Below are 23,118 nucleotides of genomic sequence, written 5' to 3'. Positions count from 1 at the left end.
GTCTCACCATGTCTGACCGAGGCGTTTGAGTTCAAGGCGACGAATGAATTCTTCCAGCACCAGGCTGTACAGATCGTCTTGCAGGTAAGCGTCTTCGATACCGGCATCCAGATTCGGATTGTCGTTGACTTCGATAACCACTACCTGCTCACCGGATTGCTTCAAATCAACACCGTAAAGCCCGTCGCCAATCAGGTTGGCGGTCTTGAGCGCCAGTTCGACCACAGCCCTTGGCGCTTCGTGTACAGCCAGCGTGCGGCACTCACCATTGACCTCGGCGCCCACTGCCTTGTGGTTATAGATCTGCCAGTGCCCCTTGGACATGAAGTATTGGCAGGCAAAAATCGGCTTGCGATTGAGAATGCCGATGCGCCAGTCGTATTCGGTGTAGAAAAACTCCTGAGCCAGCAGCAACACCGAGTGTTCGAACAGCTGGGCCGTCGCGGTGTGCATTTCTTCGGGCGTACTGACCTTGATGACGCCTCTGGAGAAACAGCCGTCAGGGATCTTCAGCACCAGCGGAAAACCCAGCCGTGTCGCGACATGTGGCAGCTCTTCGGGGCGGTCCTTGTAGAGAATTTCGGTTCTTGGCATCCCCAGGTCATGGCTTTTGAGCAGGTCTGTCAGGTACACCTTGTTGGTGCAGCGCAGAATTGACGTGGAATCATCCATGACCACCAGGCCCTCGCTTTCGGCCTTTTTGGCAAACCGGTAGGTGTGGTTGTCGACACTGGTGGTTTCACGGATCAGCAGGGCGTCGTACTCGGCCAGGCGGGCGTAGTCCTTCTTTTCGATCAGCTCGACGTCAATGCCCAGGCGCTGACCGACGCGAATGAAGTTGGACAGCGCCAGCGCGTTAGAGGGCGGCAACTGCTCATGCGGGTCGTGGAGAATGGCCAGGTCATAGCGCGCCAGGCGGCGCGAGCTGGGTTGTCGCCAGATCTTGCGGCTGAAGCCGTCCAGTGCAGCGGCAAACTCATCCTGCTGATCATCACGCAAACGCGGCAGGGCGCCGGCTTTGATGCCTGCAATGTGCCACGTGTCGCGTTTGCGAAACTCGACCATCAGGATTGGACAGGGAAAGGCTTCAAACACTTGGCGGGCCAGGTCTTTCAATGGTTGAAGTGTGGTCTGACCGAAATACAGTGTCAGGGTAAACCCGTCCGTGTCGTTATAGGGGTGATCCAGAAGTGCTGTTTCCAGGCACTTGTCCAGGTCATCGAGTGCCAGACCGTAGACGGATTTGCGGGTCAGTTCACTGATGGTTTTAACCGACGGAATAACATGGTGTTGCCGAGCTTCGGCCAGCAGCGAACAGTAATAACCGTGGCCGAGGTACTTGTAGCTCCGGCACAGGTTGATGACCTGTACGCGTTTGCCAGCGGCGGCCTCGAGCGGTTTTTCAAAGTAGTCCTGTGCGCTGATCAGATCCTCGCTGGGGAAGTAGGATGCCCAGTCTTCAAGCCGTTCGACAATAATCAACAGTGGCCTCTGCGCTGCAAAGGAAGTTATTGGAAATGCACGGTTGGATGTTGCTGAATGTGCAAGTTGGGTCGATACTTCGTTCATCTTCACCTGTGCCGCTGACATGTGTAATCGATCCGATGGGAAACAAGTCCTTTCTATTAAGCATGTGCTTTTTGAAATGTCCCGTTTCGTTACACAACTTTTACGGCGGTGCAGATGGACTTTATATTTCGTGGTGCAGTGGCAGGTGATGTCGACGCGCTGCTGGTTCTGGAGGACAGCTGCTTTGAAGGCGATCGACTGACGGCGCGCAGCTTTCAGTGGATGATCCGCCGCGCCAACGCGTGCCTGATCGTCGCAGAGCACGCCGGGCAACTTGCCGGTTACGCGCTGGTGCTGTTCCATCGCGGCACTTCGCTGGGGCGTCTTTATTCACTGGCGATTGCCGACTCTGCGAGAGGGCTGGGTCTGGGCAAGCAGTTATTGCAGCGCGCCGAGCAACAGGCCGTCGAGCGCGATTGCGCCTATTTGCGCCTCGAAGTGCGACCTGACAACGCCGCAGCCATCGCACTGTACGAGCGCAGCGGGTACCGGCGCTTCGCTCAGGTGGACGACTACTATCAGGATCATGCTCCGGCGTTGCGTTACGAGAAGCGCATCGTCGAACACGTCAGGCACGACAGTCGCTCGGTGCCTTACTACCAGCAAACGCTGGATTTCACCTGTGGCCCGGCCTGTCTGTTGATGGCCATGAAAGCCTTGCAGCCAGCGCGCTTGATGGGGCGCGCTGAAGAGTTGCAGATCTGGCGCGAGGCTACCACGGTGTTCATGACCTCTGGGCATGGCGGCTGCAGCCCACAGGGGCTTGCGCTGGCTGCATGGCGGCGCGGCTTTGCAGTGAAGCTGCTGGTGTCGATGTCGGGCCCGTTGTTTCTGGCCGGGGTGCGCAGTGATAACAAGAAGCAGGTGATCCGCCTGGTTCACGAACAGTTTTGTCGCGAGCTTGACGCGGCAGGTGTGCAGTCGTTGCCCAACCGCTCGCTGAATTTGCCGGGGGTGCTGGCAGACGGCGGCAAGCCATTGGTGCTGATCAGCAGCTATCGCCTGACGCGCTCCAAGGCCCCACATTGGGTGATGGTCACCGATTGCGACAGCGACTTTGTCTACCTGCACGACCCCGATATCGATCACAGCCTGCATCGTCAGGCAATCGACTGCCAGCACATGCCGGTCAGTCATGCCGACTTCAACCGTATGAGTTGTTTCGGGGCCGACAAACTCCGGGCTGCAGTGATTGTATTTGCGCCGCCTGTGGATGATCATTCGCCTGCGTTACACAAGGCTTCAGCAGCCCACTCAAAGGACCCAGCCCCCCGATGAAACCGCTTTTCAGAACCCTGTGGATCTTCGGCATCGCTGTGAGTCTGTCTGCCTGCATCAGTGCGCCGGTCCCGCTGACGGCAGGCACTGCCGAGAAGTTGCGTCAGCAGCCTCCTGTCCGGTTTTTGCTGACCTTCGACGACGGCCCGAGTGCTTCGACATTTTACAACCCGAGTATCACCGTGCTCGACAGCCTGGCCGACAACCCTTTGCAACCGGGCATCAAGGCCATATTTTTCGTGCAGACCGGCGCCACCGGTGCGGGCAACAGCGATCAGGGCCGGGCGATCATGCAGCGCGAGCATGAGCAAGGGCATCTGCTGGGTTTCCATACCGCCACGCCGCACCACACCAATCACCGCTCGTTGAGCGATGACGAACTGGAGCAATCCCTGACCAAGGGCTGCGCCATCATGGCCTCTATCACCGGCGCACCGACTGTCTTGCTGCGGCCGCCGTTCTGGAACTACGACAAGCGCACTTTCAGCGCTTATCAGCGGCATGACCTGCATGTGTTGCTGACCGACCTGAGCGCCAACGACGGCAAAATCTGGGGTTACAACTTCAGCCTGCGGCGTCGTTCGAACCTGGTCAGCCAGCTTTCCCAGGTTCGCGAGCGTATTGCTGCCGGAGAATTGCCCGCGGTAGACGGCGTAATTCCCATGGTGGTGACCTTTCATGACCTGAACCGCTATACCGCGAGGCATGCGCGAGAATATTTGCAGATACTGGTCGACAGCGCCGCACAGACTGGCGTGCGACTGGCCGCCAAGCCGTTTTACGATGACAGCACCCAATTGCAGCGCGCTGCCTTGGCTCGCACCGTAAAGAACGCCGATCAGCCTGTGCGCTTACCCGGCGTATGGAACTGGATCTGGGACCGCAACGCTCACTGAAGACCGCTCAAGAAAGAGTGTTCTTGCGCGCCCGACCATCCTGAAACAACGTGTCTGGAAAGGGCGTCGACAGCAGCCAGTCTCTGAACACGCACAGCGACGGCAGGTTCTGAAAGCGCGTGGCGTACGCAAGGTAATAATTGCGCCCGCTGTCCAGCGGCTCGAACAGCGTGACCAGCTCACCGCTGCTGATCTCGTCCTGCACCAGAATGCGTGGCACAAGCGCGATGCCGATCCCCGCTGTCACGGCCTGAATCAGGTGTGAGGTCAGCTCGAAGCTCGGGCCGGGACGCATGACGTGGTGAGCCAGTTGGTTGCTGTCGAACCAGTCCGACCAGGCATTGGGCCGGGAAACGACGCTCAGCAACGACTGCAGGGCTACCTCGGCCGTACTCATGGACCGGTAGCCGGGCAGTGCCGTCGGGCTGGCGATGACCACCAGCTTTTCGCTGACCAGCAGATGGGCAATGTAACCCGGCCAGTTGCCATGGCCCGCGCAGATGATCGCGTTTATTTCACTGGCCACCAGTGTCAGGTCGGCGTTGACGATCCGCGAGTGGATATGCACCACGTAACCCGGGTGGCGAGTATAGAAATCATTCATCCGTGGCAGCAGCCATTTGGAGCCGAATGTCGGCAGCACGGCCAGGTGCAGCGTACCGCCCTCGGACTTGTGGGCGATGGTCTGCAAGGTCGCGCTGCGGATGCGGCCCAGCGCTGCGGCCAATTCGTGCTGATACAAAGCGCCTGCGGTGGTCAGCTCGATACGCCTGCCGTCACGCTTGAACAGCTCGACGTCCAGTTGCGCTTCCAGCGCCTGTACCTGGCGGCTGACTGCGCTTTGGGTCAGTGAAAGTTCGTCTGCAGCCTTGGTAAAGCTGCCATGTCTGGCGGCGGCCTCGAAAGCGAGCAGGAGTGACATGGAGGGTGTCAGTCTTCGGGTGTTCATTCATAAAACTCATGAAAAAGCGGCAGGTTTTACGTTTGCGCTGGAGGATGACAGGCGGGAGAATCCCGGTAACCGTTGATGACGCCATGTATTCGAGCGTTTGGAAGCATACGTGCTTTGCATATAAAACGCCTAGCCAGCAGGAAGACCACCATGATTGCGCTGTTGAAACCGACCTCCGCACAGGGCGGTGCCTACGACCGTTTTCTCGATGCCCTGACTGAGGGGGGCTTTCGCGGCGAAATCGCCAGGGATCATGGATCGCGCACGGTGCTGGCTACCGATAACTCCATCTATCAGCGCCTGCCGCAGGCGGCAGTGTTCCCGATGGACAGCCATGACGTGGCGATTGTCGCCCGGCTGGCAGCGCGGCCCGAGCACAAACAGGTGGTGCTGACCCCGCGTGGCGGCGGCACCGGCACCAATGGCCAGTCGCTTACCGACGGCGTGGTGGTCGATCTGTCGCGGCACATGAACAACATCCTCGAAATAAACGTCGAGGAGCGCTGGGTGCGGGTGCAGACCGGCGTAGTCAAGGATCAGTTGAATGCGGCGCTCAAACCGCACGGGTTGTTTTTCGCCCCTGAACTGTCGACTTCCAACCGGGCCACGCTGGGCGGCATGATCAATACCGATGCCAGCGGGCAGGGCAGTTGCACCTACGGCAAAACCCGTGACCATGTGCTGGAGTTGACCACCGTGTTGCTCGGCGGATCGTACGTTCACAGCCAGGCAATCGGCGCCGAACAATTGGCCAGTGAGCAGGCGCGCACGGACCGGGCCGGTGATGTGTATCGTTGCGCGCAGCAGATCGCCGATACTCAGGCGCAGTTGATCAAAGATGTGTTCCCACCGCTTAACCGTTGCCTGACCGGTTACGACCTGGCGCACCTGCGCGAAGGCGACGGGCGCTTCAACCTGAACAGCGTGTTGTGTGGGTCCGAAGGTTCGTTGGGGTTCATTGTCGAGGCTCGGCTCAACGTGCTGCCGATCCCCAGGCATTCGATTCTGGTCAACGTGCGTTACGCAGGCTTCATGGACGCTTTGCGCGACGCCAAGGCCTTGATGGCGCACAAGCCGCTGTCCATTGAAACGGTGGACTCCAAGGTGTTGATGCTGGCGATGCAGGACATCGTCTGGCACGGCGTGACTGAGTATTTTCCTCAGGATCCTGCAACGCCCACACTGGGCATCAACCTGATCGAGTTCAGTGGCGACGAATTGAGCGAAGTGGAACAGCGTGTCCATGCCTTCGTCGAACACTTGCAGGCAGATACTTCGGTAGTGCGCCTGGGCCATACGCTGGCCATCGGCAGTGCTGCGGTGAATCGGGTCTATGCCATGCGCAAGCGCTCCGTGGGGTTGCTCGGCAACGTCAAAGGTGAAGCACGGCCGCAGCCGTTTGTGGAAGACACCGCCGTGCCACCGGAAAATCTGGCCGACTACATTCAGGAGTTTCGCGCATTGCTGGACAGTCATGACCTGCAATACGGCATGTTTGGCCATGTGGATGCGGGCGTACTGCACGTGCGGCCGATTCTGGACATGAAAGACCCGGCGCAGGCTGCGTTGATTCGGCCGATCTCCGACGCTGTTGCCGCCTTGACCAAGCGCTACGGCGGTCTGTTGTGGGGCGAGCACGGCAAGGGCCTGCGCTCACAATACGTGCCGGAATATTTCGGCGAGCTATACCCCTCGCTGCAGGCGCTCAAGGCGGCTTGCGACCCCCATAACCAGCTTAATCCCGGAAAAATCGCCACGCCTGCAACGGTTCCTGATGCACGGTTGACGCTGGTGGACGAAGTGACTTTGCGCGGTGACCTGGATCGCAGGATCGACGAGCGGGTCTGGAAGAGCTACGACAGCGCGCTGCATTGCAATGGCAATGGCGCCTGTTACAACTATGACACCGACGACGCCATGTGCCCGTCGTGGAAGGCCACTCGTGACCGCGTTCACTCACCCAAGGGCCGTGCTTCACTCGTCAGGGAGTGGTTGCGTCTGCAAGGCGAGCAGGATGTAGACGTCTTGACCGCCAGCGCCAGGGCGCGTACTGCCAATGTGCTGAAAAGTCTGGCCGAGCGGACCGTCAATAGCGTAGCCAGAGTCGCGGGGCAGAAGGATTTTTCCCACGAAGTCTATGACGCAATGGCCGGTTGCCTGGCCTGCAAGTCCTGCGCGGGGCAATGCCCGGTCAAGGTCAATGTGCCGGAATTCCGTTCGCGTTTTCTGGAGCTTTACCACAGCCGCTATCTGCGCCCGATCAAGGATTACCTGATTGGCTCGCTGGAATTCAGCATCCCGCATCTGGCGCGCTTTCCGAAGTTGTACAACGCCATCATGCGTGCAAGGCCCGTGCGCTACCTGCTTGAGCACGTTGCCGGTATGGTCGACAGTCCATTGCTGAGCCTGATGGACTTCCGCGCCGCCTGCGCGCGCTGGAACGTCGGCATGGCCACGCCCCAGCGGCTGGCCGCGCTGACCGATCAAGAGCGCAAACGTACGGTGGTGCTGGTGCAGGATGCGTTTACCCGTTATTTCGAAACGCCGCTGGCCGCTGACTGGCTCGAGCTGATTTCGCGGCTGGGTTATCAGGTTTATCTTGCCCCGTTTGCGCCAAATGGCAAACCACTGCAGGTGCAGGGTTTTCTGGGGGCATTCGAGAAGGCGGCGAGCTTCAACAGCCAGTCGCTGGGCAAGCTGGCGAACTACGGCATCCCGCTGATTGGCCTGGACCCGGCCATGACCCTGGTCTATCGCCAGGAATACAGCAAGACGCTGGGCAGCGAGAACGTGCCAAGTGTCATGCTGCCGCAGGAATGGCTCGCAACCGAGCTTGAAGAGCAAGCCGATGCTATCTCGGACGAGACTTATTACTTCCTGCCGCACTGCACCGAAAAAACCAATGAACCAGGCAGCGTCGGCCTCTGGCAGAAAGTCTTTGCCCGCGCCGGCCTGAAGCTGGAGGTTTTGGCCAGCGGCTGCTGTGGTATGTCGGGCACCTATGGGCATGAAACCAGAAACGCCAGGACCAGCGAGACTATCTACCGCCAGTCCTGGCAGCCATTGGTGGCGCGTCACGGCGGTGACGGCCGACTGGTCGCCGACGGCTATTCATGCCGCAGCCAGGTCAAACGTCAGGATGGCAAAGTGGTGCAGCATCCGTTGCAAGTGATGCTGGAGCGGATGAGGGCACTGTAACCCTGACGCAGAGCGTCGCACCTGAGGTTATCGTTCCGCACGCTCCAGCGTGGGAATGCCTTGCGTGACGCTCTGCGTTACATATCAGTGCTGCGCCGCCTGTTCAGGATGAGCCCTCACACCAGGTACTTGTTGAACCAACTCAGTGTCCGCTCCCATGCCAACTTGGCGGCTGCCTCGTCATAGCGCGGGGTGGAGTCATTGTGGAAGCCGTGGTTGGCGCCTGGATAGATGTACGCTTCGTAGGTCGTGCCTGCCGCCTTCAATGCCTTCTCGTACGGCGGCCAGCCTTCGTTGATGCGGGTGTCCAGCTCGCCATAGTGAATCATGACCGGTGCCTTGATCTTCAACACGTCTTCAGCGTTTGGCTGGCGTCCGTAGAACGAGACCGCAGCCCCAAGCTCCGGGTAAGCGACCGCTGCTGCATTGGTGACGCCACCGCCGTAACAAAACCCGGTGATGCCGACTTTGCCGGTGGTCGCGTCGTGCGTCATCAGCCATTCTATGGCGGCAAAAAAGTCGTTCATGAGCTTTTCGGGATCGACTTTCTGCTGCAACTCTCGGCCCTTGTCATCGTTGCCCGGGTAGCCACCGACCGATGAAAGACCGTCCGGTGCCAAGGCGATGAACCCGGCTTTGGCCACGCGGCGTGCGACGTCTTCTATATAGGGGTTCAAACCGCGATTCTCATGCGCCACCACCACGCCAGGTACTTTGCCGGTAGCTTTTGCAGGACGCACCAAGTAGCCCCGAACTTGCCCATGACCCTTGGGGGAAGGGTAGGAGACATATTCGGCAATGATGTCCGGGTCGGTAAATTCGATCTGTGTGGCCAGCGCATAGTCAGGGCTGAGTGAGGCAAGCAACGCGCCTGCGGTCAGACCGCCCAGCGAGAACAGCGCCGCCCGGTCAAGAAACTCGCGCCTGTTGATCTTGCCGTGCGCGTAATAGTCGTAAAGCTCGAGCAGTTCAGGTGCAAAATCTTTCGCAGTGAGACGTTCCATCGGTACGTATCCTTCTGAATCATTCCGGACGACCCGCGCGCTCACGGGCTGAGGAGCATTGCACGATCAACACAATCCCCGGCCCCGATAGTATTTCCGGAAAACCGGAATCGCCACTGCAAATTTGCCCACAAACCGGAAAAGCCAGTCATTCGACTGCACTACTTGCGCTGAGTGGTGTCCATTCGACTCACTTTAGGTATGCCGAGGCGTTTCTGCCCGAGGCGTTTCTACTGTGCAGCCCAACATATTATCGAGCCGCTGTATCATGCGGCGGCGGTTCAGGCCGACAATACATCATGATCTCAACCTTACGCTCATGGTCATATTCCACCTGCATTTCGAGATAACGTGATGATGACCCTCCCGGCGGAAGACCGCACCCAGCTGTTCAAGGACACAGCGATCCAGTTCTGGAAACACATCACGCCGATCTTATACTTCGCCCTGGGCATTCACTGCGTTCTGCTCGTGGTGTTTCTGGGGCTGGGCATGAAGGTTCTGTGGGTGGCGAACATCGTCAGCACACTGATCTACGTCAATTGCCTTTACCTGATCAAAAGGCAGCGCTATCGCCAGGCCGGGCAATTGATGTGCCTGGAGATAATTGGTCATGCGCTGCTCGCGACGTGGGAGCTGGGATGGGAAAGCAATTTCAGCTTCTATATGTTTTGCGTGATCCCGGTGATTGCCTTCACCTTTCAACTGGCCGCCGTCAGGCGCATTGCCTATAGCCTGGCGATCCTGCTGTCGCTGGTGGGGTGCTTTACCTTTCGCCGCTACATGGGGCAGGGGACTGGCCTGACGCCGAACATGCTCGATGCGTTCGGTATCGTCAATGTGCTGGTCGCGACCATACTGTCGATTTATGCCACCGCATTGTCAGTGCGTTTCACCTCTTCCATGCAACTGAGCCTGTTTCATATCGCCAATCGTGACAGCCTTACCAACCTGTTTACCCGCAGGAGAGTGCTGCACCGCGTGCGCGAGCTTGAGGCTAGACGCAGAGGGCTTTCGGCTTCGTTGATCCTGCTGGACATCGATCACTTCAAACAGATCAATGATCATCACGGTCACGAGACCGGCGACGTGGTTTTGCGGCGGGTTGCGGACATCATCAGTTCGAGCGTGCGCAACAGCGATATGGCTGCCCGCTGGGGAGGCGAGGAATTTCTGGTGCTCATGCCCGACACCTCGCCCGCTGATGCGCTAAGGGTGGCGGAGCGTATCTGGCAGCGCATCTGCGAAGAAGCCGGTCATGTAGAGGATCGTGCTATTGCAGTCACCGCCACTCTGGCTGTGGCGGCAATAGCGATGGGAGAAACCTTCGAGGTCGCGCTCAATCGTGCAGACACTTCGCTTTACAGCGGTAAACAGCAGGGTAGAAATCGGGTGATGGTTGCCGGATGAGCCTGCAACTCAAGGCAACCTCCGCCAGCGTGTAGACTTTTGCGCTTCCAATCGGCAAAGCCTTGCTTGGCCCGGTCGTTGCAACAGTCGCTTGAGTAATGGTTGCGCCATGAACAGGCGGCCTGGTCACGATTGAGGTAATGGAATGCTGATAGCGCAAATATCCGACACGCACGTACGTCCACGAGGGCATCTGTATCAAGGTATTGTTGATTCGAACACAATGCTGGCGGTTGCCGTCGACACGATAAACGCACTCGACCCGCCGCCCGATCTGATCTTGTTCAGCGGTGATCTGGTGGACGAGGGACGGCCGGAAGAATATGCAATGGCCCGGGAGTTACTGGCGCCGTTGCGTCAAAAACTGCTGATGATCCCCGGTAATCACGATCATCGGCAGAACCTGCGCAACGCCTTTCCCGAGCACGATTATTTCATTGATGAAGACACGTGCAACTTCGTGCATTCAACGGATGCTCCGGTGCGCATTATCGGACTGGATATCAGTGTGCGAGAGCAGCATCATGGCGACATGACCGACAGTGCAAGCCAATGGCTGGATGAAACACTTGCACTGGAGCCGGACAAACCGACATTGATCATGATGCACCAGCCACCGTTCTCAAGCGGTATCACCTGCATCGATGCCTACCGCTGTGAGCGCGGCGAAAGGCTGGCCGAGATCGTGGCGCGATACCCGGCGGTCGAGCGAATTGTCTGTGGGCATATTCACCGCTTCATGCAGCTTCGTTTTGGCGGAACGCTGATGTGTACCGCGCCCAGCACGACCACGGCCATCGCCTTGCAACTTCACCCGGACGCTTGCGACGCCTCATACATAGAGCCGCCTGCACTGTTGCTGCATCACTGGAAAAGTGATACGGGACTGATTACCCACTGGGTGCCGATCGGCAATTTCGAAGGGCCTTTTGCCTTCGCCTGACCTGTGGCCTTTTCGAACGTTTACGGCCTGACAGCGTGACTCTTTCAGGCCGCTTGCTCCTTTGCCAGGTTGACCAGCACGATGCCGGCAATAATCAGACTGATGCCTGCGACGGACATCAGTGTCGGCACTTGTTGATAGCGAAATGCGGCAATCACCGTGATAAGAGTGATTCCAAGCCCCGACCACATGGACGTGATCAACGACATCGGCAAGTCCCGTTGTGCATAGCCCAAGCATAGTATGCCGACCCCGTACCCCACAATCGAAGTGATCACAGGCAGCCATCGGGTGAAGCCGTGACTTTCTTTCAGGGCGATGGTCGCGAGCGTTTCAGCAGCGATGCCTGCGAACAGGAACAGATAGGCTTTGAAGAGCATATAGGCAGACCATTTTCAGGGGATCAAAAGGGAAGTGAAATGATTTGATCAGCGTAGAACCCGTTGAACGGGGTGCGTAACGATACGGAATAGGCCCCGGTCGACTGGAACTCCAGCCAGTCACCTTCTCTGATATCGCTGGGCAATGAATAAGGGAAGGCCAATCGATCCATGCTGTCGCAGGTGGGGCCGAATACTTGGCAGGTGTCCCGAGATTGCCCCTCGTAAAGAGCTGCGTCGCGCCAGGTACGGGCGGGGAATTGCAGCCACTGTTGGGCCGAAAGCAGACCGCCAAAAATACCCGCACCGCAGAAAACACTTCGCTCGCGCCTTGAAAGTACCCTTGCAAACAGTGACATGCCACCGTAGACCAGGCCGCGACCCGCTTCGCAGATCAGGTTCAGGTCCTTCAGCGCCGGGCTGCTCTGGATATGGTCGCAGACCCTGCCGACTAGCGCCGGGGTGTCACCCATAGAGTTCAGATAATTGCCGGGAAACCCCCCACCAATGTCCAGATGCCTGATGTGCTGAGTGGTGTCGCGCACGATCGCCTCTGCATCGTTGAGGGCAGTCAGCCAAGGACCTGTTTCTATAGCTTGAGAACCCACATGGAATGAAAGACCCAGCGACCAGTCAGTGGCCGAAGCTATTTGATGGACGAGCTGCGTCGCTCGTTCAGGGCTTGCACCGAACTTGCCCCTCAGTTCGTACACTGCGCTGGATTCGGAAGGGGCATAGCGGACAAACAGCTTGATGGAGCTGTCACGCTCAGGCAGCACGTCGCGCATCTTGGCGAGCTCCTCGGCACTGTCGAGTACGAATGAGCGCACCCCATACCGGTAATAGGCTTCCTTGAGACAGTGTCGAGACTTGACCGGGTTCATGAGGTATTGAACTGGCTTGTCAAGCGTATCGTGAACGGTCGTGACCTCTGCCAGCGACGCCACATCAAAATGATTGATACCGCCCTTGTTCAAGGCCTTAAGCACTTGCACAAGGGGGTTGGCTTTCATTGCATAAAGAACGGTGCCTGGAAAGCGCTCGCCAAACTGGCGTGCAGTGTGGGTAATCCAGTTCGAGTCAACGGTATAAAACGTGTCGCTGGTTTCATCATTCAATTGCGCAATAATTTTATCCACTTTTAACTTCCTGATCCGGGGATGTGCAGGCGGTGCAGCAAGCTTCATGCCACGGGCTTTATTAATCAGGGCGCTTCTTCATTGAGGTGAACAGGGCAAACATGTACACAAGATGCGCTACTAAAAAAGTGCACATCGTTTGATGTTCGGCTCAGTGTGGTGCGTCCCGTCAGCGCGCTGAGAATTATTTCAATGGGTAGCGTTTTGCTACATTTATTTATCGAAGGTTGCTGGAAATAAATATTCAGGTTCGGTGGTCTGTGTATATGTCAACTTTCATACCTACAGATAACTCCTTCTATTTCATGAGTTTGTTAATTATGGTCATGATTGAAAACTCTTTGTTTTTCGTTGTGAAAACGGCATGAAGCGCTGATTTTTTCTCAGTGTGGCACGCCGCTTGCTGCAGTCCTGAGTGTGTTGCTACTTGTATATAACCACTGCACTCGGCGTTTTGTGTTAACGGCGAAATGATAATACTTATCAATGGACATGGCGGTGTCTGTTCGGGCAACCGACAGCCTGTGCAGGGAAGTCAACGTTATCGAGTGGATGATTTAAATGGATTATCGTGCTTTTTATCTTAATAACACCCGGCAATTTCTAACAGCCCGTGAGCTCTCCTTTGATGAGCTTGATGGCGTGGTAGAGCGACAGTATGCGCAGGCGCATTCGACGCTGATTACCAGTTCTCCCGTGCACGGAATTGCCAACTCGGCCAGCGACATTGATTTGATTTGTGTGACGTACGACCGGCAATCCGATCAGTCGATGGCGTCGCAGATCTACCACAATGAACACCACATGGAGGTGGTTGCATTCGCACGTGAGGAAGTTGAGGAATCCCTGTTGCAACTTGCCCGCGTCGCTGAGCAAGGCACTGCACAGAAACTGTCTGCGTTCAAACAATGGGACAAGCAACATCCAGTGTCTCGCAAGTATCTGGAACGCCTGGTGTGTGCCGTATCCACCGAACCGTGCTTGCCTTACCTGGACAGCCAGAAAAGCCTGAGTGCTGTGTGGTCGGTATCAGCATTCGATGACTACCGCCAGAGCGCGTGTTTCTCTGCACTGGCCTGGCGCAGCGGTGAGCATCGTGCGGCGGCTGCGTATGCCTGTAACGCTGCCTTGTTTCTCATGAATGCGATTCTGGCTCGTCATGGCTGGATCAACTCCAACCGCAAATGGACATTGTTGCGCTGGGACATGGCGATTCGCACTCATGGCATCGTCATCCCCGACCGTCTGACCAAAGCCGTCGAGCAACTCTGGCAGCGCGCCTACCCAGCATGCCATAGCGGGTTGCAGGGACCAGACCTGATGCATATGTGCGAACTGGCGCTGCTCGCCGAACAAGCCTTTGCCTGTGAGGCTGACTACGCCGTACTAAGCCCGCAGATCGAACGTCCCACTACCAGTGCTTTTCTGCCAGGCGTCGAGCTGGTAATCAACGTCGCTCAACAGGCAACGCTATTGCCGAACATAACCATGCCAGAGGCGCTCGGCACCCGCCCGATCGACCTTGCCGAACAACCCCAGGAACTGGCTGCCTGCCTTCTGCGTGCTGCGCGGGCAGGGCTGATCAGCTTTTCACTGAAGGATCACAAGCCGATGCAGGGAGCACAAGCATGATTGCCCATTCCGAAAATGCATCCGGGCGTAGGTGGTTTCCACGCCTTGGCGGAGGTTATAGCTACCCGGCAGCGGAGCAGGTGGAAAAGCTGATATCTGTGGCCTGGCTGCTGATGACCGAACTCGAAGCGTATCTGGAGGATCTGGAAGGCGCGAAAGCAGAACCGCGAGTCATTGATGCGCTGAGGATCAAGCTGGCAGAGCTGATGGTGGATATCGACTGTCGCCTGGCGGGTGCCGACACCCCGAGCGAGTTACACCAGTTCGCCTTGTTCACGGAGTACGGGCTTTCGGACGTGATCGCCCATTCCGGGGAAACCGCTATCGACTGGCTGGGCATCCCGAAGAACGTCACGGTCGAGGAGGATTACGAGGCCGGCCGACTGATCGACCTGTTCAGGGAAGTGCTCGATGCCTTCCCCGGCAAGCTGTTCAATCCGCTGTTGCCAGGCACTCAGGGCAAGGTGCTGCGAACCCTGCGTGACTGGGACAGATCCTGCCGCCTTGCCGGACGCGACGCCGCGTTTCTGGCTCCATTGATGAGGTCTCTATGAACAGTCCTGTCCTGCCTGAACCCGCCGCACTTGCGCCTGCGCGCAAATCATCGTTCGTCGAGCGGTACGGCGCGGTGTTTGGTCGTGAGCAAGGCCTGATGTTACGCATGGCTGGGCTGACCGCCGCCGAGCAATCGGCGGACGGCTCCTGGATAACCGACGATACCGGACGCCGCTGGCTGGATTTTGGCTCTTTCGGCCTGCATCTGTTGGGGCATCGCCACCCTGTCGTGGTGGCTGCGCTGATACATCAAGTAGCTTCACTTGGGCTTTCCAGCCGCATTCTGGCCAACGAACCTGGCGTGAGTGCCGCGGAGAGGCTGGCCGCGAGCGTCGGCCGGCCGGGCAACGGCGTGCTTTACGGCAACAGCGGTTCGGAAGTGATCGAAGCCGCCCTCAAATTGGTACGGATGCAGACTGGCAAACGCCGTGTCATCGCACTGAAATACGCTTATCACGGCCGTACCAGCGGTGCGCTCGCTGTCAGTTATGGCTATCGCGGGCATGCCGCGCTGATGCACGCTGAGGACGTTGTGTTCATTGATGCAGGCGATCTGGACGCTGCACGCGAAACGCTGGCCGAAGATGATATTGCTGCGGTGATCGCCGAGCCCGTTCAGGGGGAAGGTGGAATCCGTCCTCTGGACTTGCGTTTTCTGACTGACCTCGCCCGGCTGTGCCGCGAGCATGGTGCGTTCATGATCCACGATGAGATTCAATCGGGGCTGGGGCGTAGCGGGGCGCTGGTCTGCGGAGCGCCTGCCGACATCATCGTTTTCGGCAAGACCCTTGGCGGTGGCGTGTTTCCGGTGGCAGCGGCGATTTACGACAGCAGTCAGTTCGGCGCCCCGGCCCGTGACCCTGTCGTCCACGCCTCGTCCTACGCGGGCAGCGCGCTGGCCGGAGCGGTGGTCAACGCAGTGCTGGATGTTGTCGGCGATCCGGCGTTCTGTGAGCGCGTCAACGCGTTGGGGAAAATCGCGATGAATATCCTGCGCAACCGGTTGCAGGACTGCCCGGCTGTGGCAGAGGTGCGTGGAAGCGGTTTAATGATCGGCGTCGAGTTCACGTCCAGCCAGTATGTGGCCCAGACCCTGATTGAGGCTGCACACCGCAATGTGCTAGTGGCCTTCTGCCTCAGTGCGACTCATGTCCTGCGGGTGTACCCCGACGCAACCATATCCGCAATTGACCTCGAACAAGGCATCAACAGCTTCTGTGACGCTATCGACGCTGCTTATCTTTCAATCCAGTGACGGAGAGTTTCTATGCCTGACGTATCGACCAGCGTACTTCTCGGGGACTTCGAGCCAGGCGAAGTGTGGCCCATTCTATCGGACTTCGCGCGCTATCCCGATTTCATGAGTGACGTCCTTGAAGTCACCGTTCATCCACGACAAAGCGAATATGTTTCCAGCACTTGGCGAGTGCTGATCAATGGTAGTGAGTTGACCTGGACTGAGCAGGACTGGCTGGTGCCGCTGGAGCGCATCGAGTTCAAGCAGACCGATGGCGACCTTGAGGTGTGGTATGGCGAGTGGTTGCTGGTGCAACGTGACGATGGTCTGCATGTGGACCTGAACGTGACGTTCGACCTAGGCATACCGTCGCTGGCCGAGGTGTTGCACCCCATCGGCGAGCGTGCCATTCGCGCCAATAATATTCAGATGCTGGACGGAATCCGCAACCAGTTACTTGCGCGTCGGCATCAGAAGGTTGCGGCAGGAGGCTGCTGACATGCATTCGACATTGATCATCACCGGGGCCAGCGGTGCGCTGGGCTCGTGGTTCGTTCGAACCTGGCTGAGCCAGCAGCCTGACTCGCATGTCATTGCCCTGTGCCGCTCCGAACCGGCGGCAAATGGCTGCCTGCAGGATCTGCCTGAAAGCAGTCGCTCGCGGCTGGAATGCAGGATCGCCGACCTGACCGATGCCGAGTCGCTCACTGCGCTGGCGGCCAGTCTGCCGGTCATCAAGCGTGCCACGGCAGTCCACCTCGCCGCTGATGTGGCATGGGACAAGACCTTCGAAGAGATGCAGGCGCTGAATGTCGAGGGTGCGCAGTTGTTCTGCGGTTTCGTCCGGACGCTGGTGCGTGAGCCACACTTCATCTACGTGTCGACGGCGTTCACTCGTTGCGAAGGCTGGACTTACCGCAACGGCTACGAGGAAAGCAAAGCGGCTGCAGAACGCGGATTGCGCAATGCCTACGGTGAGCAGATGCCGATTTCAGTGTTCAGTTGCAGCCTTGTGATCGGCGCCACTCGTGACGGCGCAATCAGCCGCTTTCACGGGCTGTACCCGCTGATTCGCTTCATCAATTCATTCTCTCCGCCGTTTCTGGTGGGCAACCGTGAGGGACTGTTCGATCTGGTACCCATTGACTGGGTGGTCGACGAACTGATTCATCTGGTCAGCCATTGCGTGGCGGGCGGGGGTGCGCGTGATGTGGTGGCCTCGGCAGGGGACGCGCGGCTGCCCTATGAGCAGGTCATCCGCATTATCGAGTCGCGTGTCGATCATGCGCGTCAGGCGGTCGGAATTGCGCCATTGGTCCCGGCACCGATCCTGCGCAGCCGACAATGGGCATTTCTCAAGCGCTCTTTGGTGGCCTGGCGACCGGAAGGCATTTCGACCCGGGATTTCCGCTATTTCGAGCGTTTGCTGCAGATATATGGCGTCTACGCGGAAAGTGACATGGTCAGGCCGCCGCTGAATGTCCGGTGCTCGGCGCCCAGTGCAGAAGATTTTTTACCCAAAGCGGTGGATTACTGGCTGGCCCATGCCCCCGATGCTCGGATCAGCCTCGACAGGCTCGCCGCGAAGTCCGCGGCAATGTCCGGTTAAGAAGACCCTTTCAACGATTGAACGGGAGGTGGAACACATGGTGAAGACAATCGAACTCGACGCAAAGGACAGTGGCGCTTACGACAGACGGGCCGAGCGGGCGACGCTGGCACGAAATCACCAGCAACTGATTACTGATCTGAAACAGCTCAGTGGCTGGCGACAGGGAGTGCAGACAGGCATGCAATGGGCAGTGATCGTCGCGGCCATTGCGGTGGCCGAGTTGACCGATTCGACGCTGGTGTGCCTGTTGGCAATGCTGGTCATCGCCACCCGTCAACATGCGCTGCTGGTGCTCATGCACGACGCCGCACACGTATTGATCAGCCGTGACAAGCGGCGCAATGACCTGATCTCAAGCGTGTTTCTCACGTTTCCCATGACATTGAGCACGTCACGTTATCGGGCGCACCACATGGCCCACCACAAGCACCTCAACACCACAGATGATCCGGATTACCCGGACGCGTTCGCGCCACCGAGTGCCGGGCAGTTCTGGCTGGCTCTGCTGCGTGATATCAGCGGGCTGTCGACCCTGCAGTCGTTGCGCACGATGGACAGCTTCAGCGTCGTCGGACTGTTCACCACGCCGTTGCCATCGAACCGCACCGAGCGACGCCAGGCGTTGGTTTTTTATGCCTGCGTACTGGCACTTGTTGCCGGCTTTCACGCCTGGATCGGCGTGTTGCTGTACTGGCTTGCGCCGCTGGTGTTCTTTCTGCCTCCGATCCTGCGCATTCGCAGCTTGTCGGAACACGCGGGGCTTTCAACGCAGCACGTCAACCGCGACGCGCGCAGTGTCTGCCCCGGTTGGCTGGAGCGAATGCTGTTCGCCCCCTGCAACATCAATCGGCACTGGGAGCATCACCTGTTTCAGCAAGTCCCCAGCTATTACCTGGGTACGTTGTCCCGGCGCCTTGCGCAGCATCTTCCGGGTTCTGCTGCCGCCCACCCTACGGAAGGCTATCTGCTGGGCGCACGTTGCATGCTGGCCGAACTGTATGGCGCCAATGGGCGAGCACGCTCGGTGGCGACTCTGGATCAGGAGGCCTGACCCATGATGCTGACCGGCTCTGAAATCGTGAAAATGCGTGAAGTGGGCAGTGTCGTCATAGAACCCTTCGACCCCGTTCATGTGGAGGTCAACTCCTATGGATGTCATCTGGCCGATCTGCTTCTGGAGTACCGCAGTGACCGCATCGATCCCCACGGGGAACTGGAGGTGATCGAGCACCGTATCCCGCCTGAAGGTTTTGTGTTGTACCCCAATCGCTTCTACCTGGGCGCCACTGCCGAACAGATCGGCGGTATCGACTTCGCCAGCGAGCTTTACGCGAACGTGTCCACAGCGTCCTGTGGCGTTTTCATCCAGACCAGCGCGCCGCTGGGCCATACCGGGGCGGCGATCAGCTGGACGCTGGAGATCGTCGTCACTCAACCCGTGCGCGTGTACGCCGGGACCAAGGTTGCCAAGGTCTGCTTCTGGGCCAACTTCGGGCTGACCACCTGTTATGCGGGACGCTACTTGGGTTCCAAGAGCACCGTGCCCTCGAAAATCATTCTGGATTAACCATGATACTGACCGGCAGTGAAATCGAAAATCGTGTGCGTTCGGGTGAAATCATCATCAGTCCTTTCTCCCATGAGAACGTGAACCCTAACAGCTACAACTTCCGTCTGCATGACCAGATGAAAGTCTATGAAGACGATGTGATCGATGTGCGCACCGAGGCGTCAACGCGGACTATCGACATCGGTCCGGAAGGCTACGAACTCCAGCCCATGAAGCTTTATCTGGCCTCGACCATCGAAACCATGGGCAGCACGCATTTTGTTCCAACCTACGCAGCGCGTTCCTCGATTGCGCGGCTGGGGATGTTCATTAATCTCTCTGCGCCGCTTGGCGATATAGGCTTCGTGGGCCGCTGGACCTTGCAGCTGTATGCCCTGAACCGCATCCGCGTTTACCCAGGCATGAACATCGGACAGATGATGTTCTGGAATGTGAAGGGTGACATCGAGCTGTATTCCGGGAAGTACCAGGGAGCTACTGAGGCCTTTGCGTCACGGATCTTCATGGATTTTGAGAACAAACCCTGTCCGCCGCCAGGCGCGCCCGTGCATGCGCCGGTTCACGGTGTGGCGGCACTCGAGAAACTAGATCGGGTGCCGGACTCTCTCGCCAGTTGAGCGACCCGATTCACTCCAGAGACTTCATTGATAGCGGGAGGCCGTCATGTCCAGTAAATACACCACGTTGCAAAGCCTTGCCCACACATTGCCGGTGCCGCCCCTCGGCGCACTGAGCGACGCCGATTATTGCGTGCTATGGAAAGACTTTTCAGCCCGTAAGCAAGCCATCGAAGACACACTGAAAACCGTGCGGATCACTGCTGGGGCGTTTCTCGACGAACACATGGACAGAATTGCCCGGCTGGCCGAGTTCGACTGGAGCGATGCAGCAGACGCTCACATTGAGGCGCTTTTGGCGAGCGGGGGGTTTGATAATGAAACGGAGCTCGCCGTACGCTCTTCAGCGAACATAGAAGACGGCACACAGCACAGTTTTGCAGGCATCTTCGCAACTCACCTGTCAGTGCAGGGAGTTCAAGCGGTAAAAGCTGCCGTGCTGGATGTATGGTGCTCCGGGGTATCGCGTCAGGCCATTCTGGAGCGTCTTCGTGCGTCGATGCTGGAAACGCCGGTGCAGATGACCGTGATCGTGCAGCGTATGGTCAAGGCTCGCTTTGCCGGCGTTGCCTTCAGCCACGACCCGCTGACCGGCGAAGCGATCACGCTGATTGAAACCGTCGCCTCGTTGGGCGAAGCGATGGTCTCCGGCGTCGACAAGGGGATGTCGGCACGGGTCAGCGCTGGGCACGTCGATTGCGCGCCAGAGCTGGAACGGCACAAGGCGCTGCTGCTTGAGGTCGCAGCGCTGGCTGCGCAGGCTTCGGCGTTGCTGGGTACGGCAGCAGATATCGAATGGGCTGCCGATGAGGATCAGCTCTGGCTACTGCAGGCCAGACCGGTGACCAGCCTGCGTGAAGCGCGCAGCCTTGAACCGGTGCTGGACTGCGTCGAACTCTACCTGGCCAACGACGACGCCCTTATGGACTTTCGTCCGTTACCGGCCTTTGCGCAGTACTTTCGCAGCAAACGTCGGCCGCTGGCCGTGTTTGCTCATGCCAACGAGGTCTCGGCGGGACAGGCGTTGCTGGTCAAGGCCAATCGCCAGGGGCTGGGCGAGCCTGCGATGAATCAGGCGCTGCTCGACAGGCTGAAGACGGACCAGGTCGTGCTGGATTTCTCCGATCAGATCCGTCAACAAATTCTCGACAGGGGCGCGCTGCTTAAGCGGCTGCTGGAGCTGAGCGACGAACGCGTCGTATGTTTTGCGGTGCGCGAGTTCCTGAAAGGCGAGACAGGGCTGATTACCCAAGCCTGTGATGACGGTTCCACTACATGTGAATGGTCCCCGGAGGGGCTGCTGGCAATCAACCGTGGAATCGCCAGAACCAGCCGCGCGCGGCTTGCAGGCCAGGACCCGGCCGGGCCTGCCGATGCGCAGCGCCTGCACCGGATCACCCACGCCGCCAGCGAATTGCTGGGTTCAGTTCAACTGGAATGGGTGAGGGCAGGCGAACAGTTGCACCTGATTGATTTTTCGCCTTTGTCCACCTTCGTGCAGGTTGAGGACGCGACGGAAATTCGCTTGATTTCACCGGGCTTTGCCGACGGCCCGGCAGTGGTGGTCACGGCGGGGCGGAATATGGAGGAACTGAGCATTTCCGCCACCGTATCGATCAACTCTATCCCTACTTCGCAATCACTGGGCGCCGAACTGGAGGCGCTTGAGCGGCAACTGCGCGAGCACGAAGGGCAGGCCATCATAGTGTCGCCGCGTCCATACGCAGCGCTTGCCGCCTTGCTGCCTTTTGCCCGGGGTTTTGTCTTCGAACAGGCTTCAATGCTGTGCCACCTGTCGATTCTGCTACGTGAGCATGGCGTGCCCGCCGTCGAGTCCGAAACGCTGTATCGGCAGGGGCTAGCCGGGCAACGAATCACCTTCAGTCAGAGCGCGCAAGCGCCTGCCCATGACATCAATGAAGTACGGGAGCTCCAGGGATGACGGACATATCGCTGCTGTTTTTCGATCCACACATCCTCAACGGCAGTATCGATACAGCCCTTGTGGCGATTGTCGATACCGAGGCTGCACAGGCACGTTACGCCGATAACGGGCTGTTCATCCCCAGCGGTACGCTACACGCGCACTGGCTTTCCAACGCGCATCACACGCAAGTGCCGATGCCGATGAAGGACTTTGACTTTCAAGTTTTCAGCGCCGCACAGCGCAAGCGCACTCAGGATAGCCGCTCGCGCATGCATGTCATGGACCCGAGCCAGCACCGCCGAACCTCCGATCAGGCACTGCTGGCGACGCTTGCGGTGATTCATCAGGGCAACAAATGCAGCGTTTATCACTACGTTCATGAAGGCGAAGCGGGCGCATTGTTTCTGCACCTGCTGGACGTCGAACCGGTCGAACGCACTTCCTGGCGGGCCTGGCAGCGTCTGGCCAGGACCTGTGCCGTGCAGGCCGCCATTTCTCAGCCGATTATCAGCGATGACTGCTGGTACGTACGCTGGCGCCCGGAAATGGAGCTGGAACGCAAGTTCACCTCGTTTCAGATACCCGACATGTGGCAGTTATCCACTGCCATGCACAAGGCTTTTGGCGAAGGGGCTTTTCAGGATCTGATACTGGAAATCGATCGAGATTTTCAGACCTACGATTACGAGTCGCACATTTTCGAAGTGACTGGCGAGCCATCCGAAACCGGCTATATAGCGTTTATTCCGCAGGCAGACGGCCTGATGGCGGTCAAGCGCAAATGGTTTCTGGAAAATGCCGAATTACGGCGCGAAGACTTCAATACCGATCAGCCCGTGGCGTTCGCCGACATCGAGGCGCACGCCCGCTCCATGACCCCGGCAGACCTGTGTCGACTGAAACCGTTCAGGCGCACGCGCATTGATATCAACTTTGAGTCATTGAAAACGGGTAACGGCTTTGGCGCCTATTTCGATGTCTGTCGCATGGTGGACGGCAGTGCGGAATTTGCTCAGGTCGAGGTCGAGTATTGCCGCAGCAGGACGTTGCACACGCTGCGCGAGGTTGAAGAGGACTTTGAAACCGTCTCCAACGTCATGCGTGACTTTCTGGCTGCGCAAGGATTGCCGTTTCAGCAGGACCTCTACTCGAAACTCGATTTTGCTCGTGAGGCAAGTCGGCCTTGAACTCGCTTTGCC

The 23,118-nt window shown here is 58.3% G+C and carries 20 protein-coding genes; 15 read left to right on the top strand and 5 right to left on the bottom strand.

From position 1 onward, the window contains the following. Positions 1-3: 3 nt before the first annotated feature. Complete coding sequence (locus I9H09_RS12985) at positions 4-1,590, bottom strand: RimK family ATP-grasp domain-containing protein (RefSeq protein ID WP_122346389.1); 1,587 nt, start codon at positions 1,588-1,590, stop codon at positions 4-6. Positions 1,591-1,683: 93 nt separating this feature from the next. Between I9H09_RS12985 and I9H09_RS12980 the strand changes: the two genes are divergently transcribed. Further along, on the top strand, positions 1,684-2,847 hold the full coding sequence (locus I9H09_RS12980) for a GNAT family N-acetyltransferase/peptidase C39 family protein (protein WP_122313212.1): 1,164 nt from the start codon (positions 1,684-1,686) through the stop codon (positions 2,845-2,847). Next, the gene (locus I9H09_RS12975; protein ID WP_122346388.1) at positions 2,844-3,743 is read left to right on the top strand and encodes a polysaccharide deacetylase family protein; all 900 of its coding nucleotides are present in this window, start codon (positions 2,844-2,846) and stop codon (positions 3,741-3,743) included. The genes I9H09_RS12980 and I9H09_RS12975 overlap by 4 nt, the downstream gene beginning before the upstream one ends. Before the next feature lie 7 nt (positions 3,744-3,750). Here the strand turns inward: I9H09_RS12975 and I9H09_RS12970 are convergent, their stop codons facing one another. After that, complete coding sequence (locus I9H09_RS12970) at positions 3,751-4,692, bottom strand: LysR substrate-binding domain-containing protein (protein ID WP_122346387.1); 942 nt, start codon at positions 4,690-4,692, stop codon at positions 3,751-3,753. 153 nt (positions 4,693-4,845) lie between these two features. Between I9H09_RS12970 and ydiJ the strand changes: the two genes are divergently transcribed. Beyond that, entirely contained in the window at positions 4,846-7,893 is a 3,048-nt protein-coding gene (gene ydiJ / locus I9H09_RS12965) for a D-2-hydroxyglutarate dehydrogenase YdiJ (RefSeq protein ID WP_122346386.1), read from the top strand. A gap of 116 nt (positions 7,894-8,009) precedes the next feature. On the opposite strand, the gene yghX is transcribed toward ydiJ, so the two are convergent. Then, entirely contained in the window at positions 8,010-8,897 is an 888-nt protein-coding gene (yghX, locus tag I9H09_RS12960) for a YghX family hydrolase (RefSeq protein ID WP_024671527.1), read from the bottom strand. A gap of 354 nt (positions 8,898-9,251) precedes the next feature. On the opposite strand from yghX, the gene I9H09_RS12955 reads away from it, so the two are divergent. Then, complete coding sequence (locus I9H09_RS12955; protein WP_024671528.1) at positions 9,252-10,307, top strand: GGDEF domain-containing protein; 1,056 nt, start codon at positions 9,252-9,254, stop codon at positions 10,305-10,307. 145 nt (positions 10,308-10,452) lie between these two features. Further along, positions 10,453-11,250 carry a phosphodiesterase gene (locus tag I9H09_RS12950; RefSeq protein ID WP_122313217.1) on the top strand — a complete coding sequence of 266 codons (798 nt, stop codon included), beginning with the start codon at positions 10,453-10,455 and terminating at the stop codon, positions 11,248-11,250. Between the two features lie 44 nt (positions 11,251-11,294). Here I9H09_RS12950 and I9H09_RS12945 read toward each other — a convergent pair whose 3' ends face one another. Next, the gene (locus I9H09_RS12945; RefSeq protein ID WP_122313218.1) at positions 11,295-11,630 is read right to left on the bottom strand and encodes a DMT family transporter; all 336 of its coding nucleotides are present in this window, start codon (positions 11,628-11,630) and stop codon (positions 11,295-11,297) included. A 23-nt stretch (positions 11,631-11,653) separates the two neighbouring features. Then, positions 11,654-12,769 (bottom strand): type III PLP-dependent enzyme domain-containing protein, encoded by a 1,116-nt coding sequence (locus tag I9H09_RS12940; RefSeq protein ID WP_183142380.1) that lies wholly within the window; start codon positions 12,767-12,769, stop codon positions 11,654-11,656. A gap of 561 nt (positions 12,770-13,330) precedes the next feature. On the opposite strand from I9H09_RS12940, the gene I9H09_RS12935 reads away from it, so the two are divergent. The 10 genes from I9H09_RS12935 to I9H09_RS12890 are packed head-to-tail and all read left to right on the top strand — an operon-like array spanning position 13,331 to position 23,106. Next, complete coding sequence (locus I9H09_RS12935; RefSeq protein WP_122313220.1) at positions 13,331-14,401, top strand: DUF6001 family protein; 1,071 nt, start codon at positions 13,331-13,333, stop codon at positions 14,399-14,401. Continuing rightward, complete coding sequence (locus I9H09_RS12930) at positions 14,398-14,955, top strand: DUF6031 family protein (RefSeq protein ID WP_122346384.1); 558 nt, start codon at positions 14,398-14,400, stop codon at positions 14,953-14,955. Before I9H09_RS12935 ends, I9H09_RS12930 begins: the two co-directional genes overlap by 4 nt. Next, a complete protein-coding gene (locus tag I9H09_RS12925) occupies positions 14,952-16,211 on the top strand; it encodes an aspartate aminotransferase family protein (RefSeq protein WP_122313222.1) in 1,260 nt (419 codons plus the stop codon). The genes I9H09_RS12930 and I9H09_RS12925 overlap by 4 nt, the downstream gene beginning before the upstream one ends. 12 nt (positions 16,212-16,223) lie before the next feature. Further along, complete coding sequence (locus I9H09_RS12920; protein ID WP_054990959.1) at positions 16,224-16,691, top strand: type II toxin-antitoxin system RatA family toxin; 468 nt, start codon at positions 16,224-16,226, stop codon at positions 16,689-16,691. A 1-nt stretch (position 16,692) separates the two neighbouring features. Beyond that, a complete protein-coding gene (locus tag I9H09_RS12915) occupies positions 16,693-17,802 on the top strand; it encodes an SDR family oxidoreductase (RefSeq protein ID WP_122313223.1) in 1,110 nt (369 codons plus the stop codon). A gap of 37 nt (positions 17,803-17,839) precedes the next feature. Continuing rightward, on the top strand, positions 17,840-18,856 hold the full coding sequence (locus tag I9H09_RS12910) for a fatty acid desaturase family protein (protein WP_053480042.1): 1,017 nt from the start codon (positions 17,840-17,842) through the stop codon (positions 18,854-18,856). Between the two features lie 3 nt (positions 18,857-18,859). Further along, positions 18,860-19,372, top strand: a complete 513-nt coding sequence (locus tag I9H09_RS12905; RefSeq protein ID WP_053480043.1) for a dCTP deaminase — start codon at positions 18,860-18,862, stop codon at positions 19,370-19,372. 2 nt (positions 19,373-19,374) lie between these two features. Continuing rightward, a complete protein-coding gene (gene dcd / locus I9H09_RS12900) occupies positions 19,375-19,992 on the top strand; it encodes a dCTP deaminase (RefSeq protein ID WP_053480044.1) in 618 nt (205 codons plus the stop codon). Positions 19,993-20,038: 46 nt separating this feature from the next. Then, complete coding sequence (locus tag I9H09_RS12895) at positions 20,039-21,934, top strand: PEP/pyruvate-binding domain-containing protein (RefSeq protein ID WP_122313225.1); 1,896 nt, start codon at positions 20,039-20,041, stop codon at positions 21,932-21,934. Then, positions 21,931-23,106 (top strand): hypothetical protein, encoded by a 1,176-nt coding sequence (locus I9H09_RS12890; protein WP_122313226.1) that lies wholly within the window; start codon positions 21,931-21,933, stop codon positions 23,104-23,106. The genes I9H09_RS12895 and I9H09_RS12890 overlap by 4 nt, the downstream gene beginning before the upstream one ends. Positions 23,107-23,118 lie beyond the last annotated feature (12 nt).

Origin of the sequence: Pseudomonas tremae (assembly GCF_023278125.1) — a bacterium.
Lineage (GTDB): Bacteria > Pseudomonadota > Gammaproteobacteria > Pseudomonadales > Pseudomonadaceae > Aquipseudomonas > Aquipseudomonas tremae.
The sequence above is the reverse complement of the archived record's forward strand: the minus strand, read 5'-3'. Positions and strand labels throughout refer to the sequence as shown.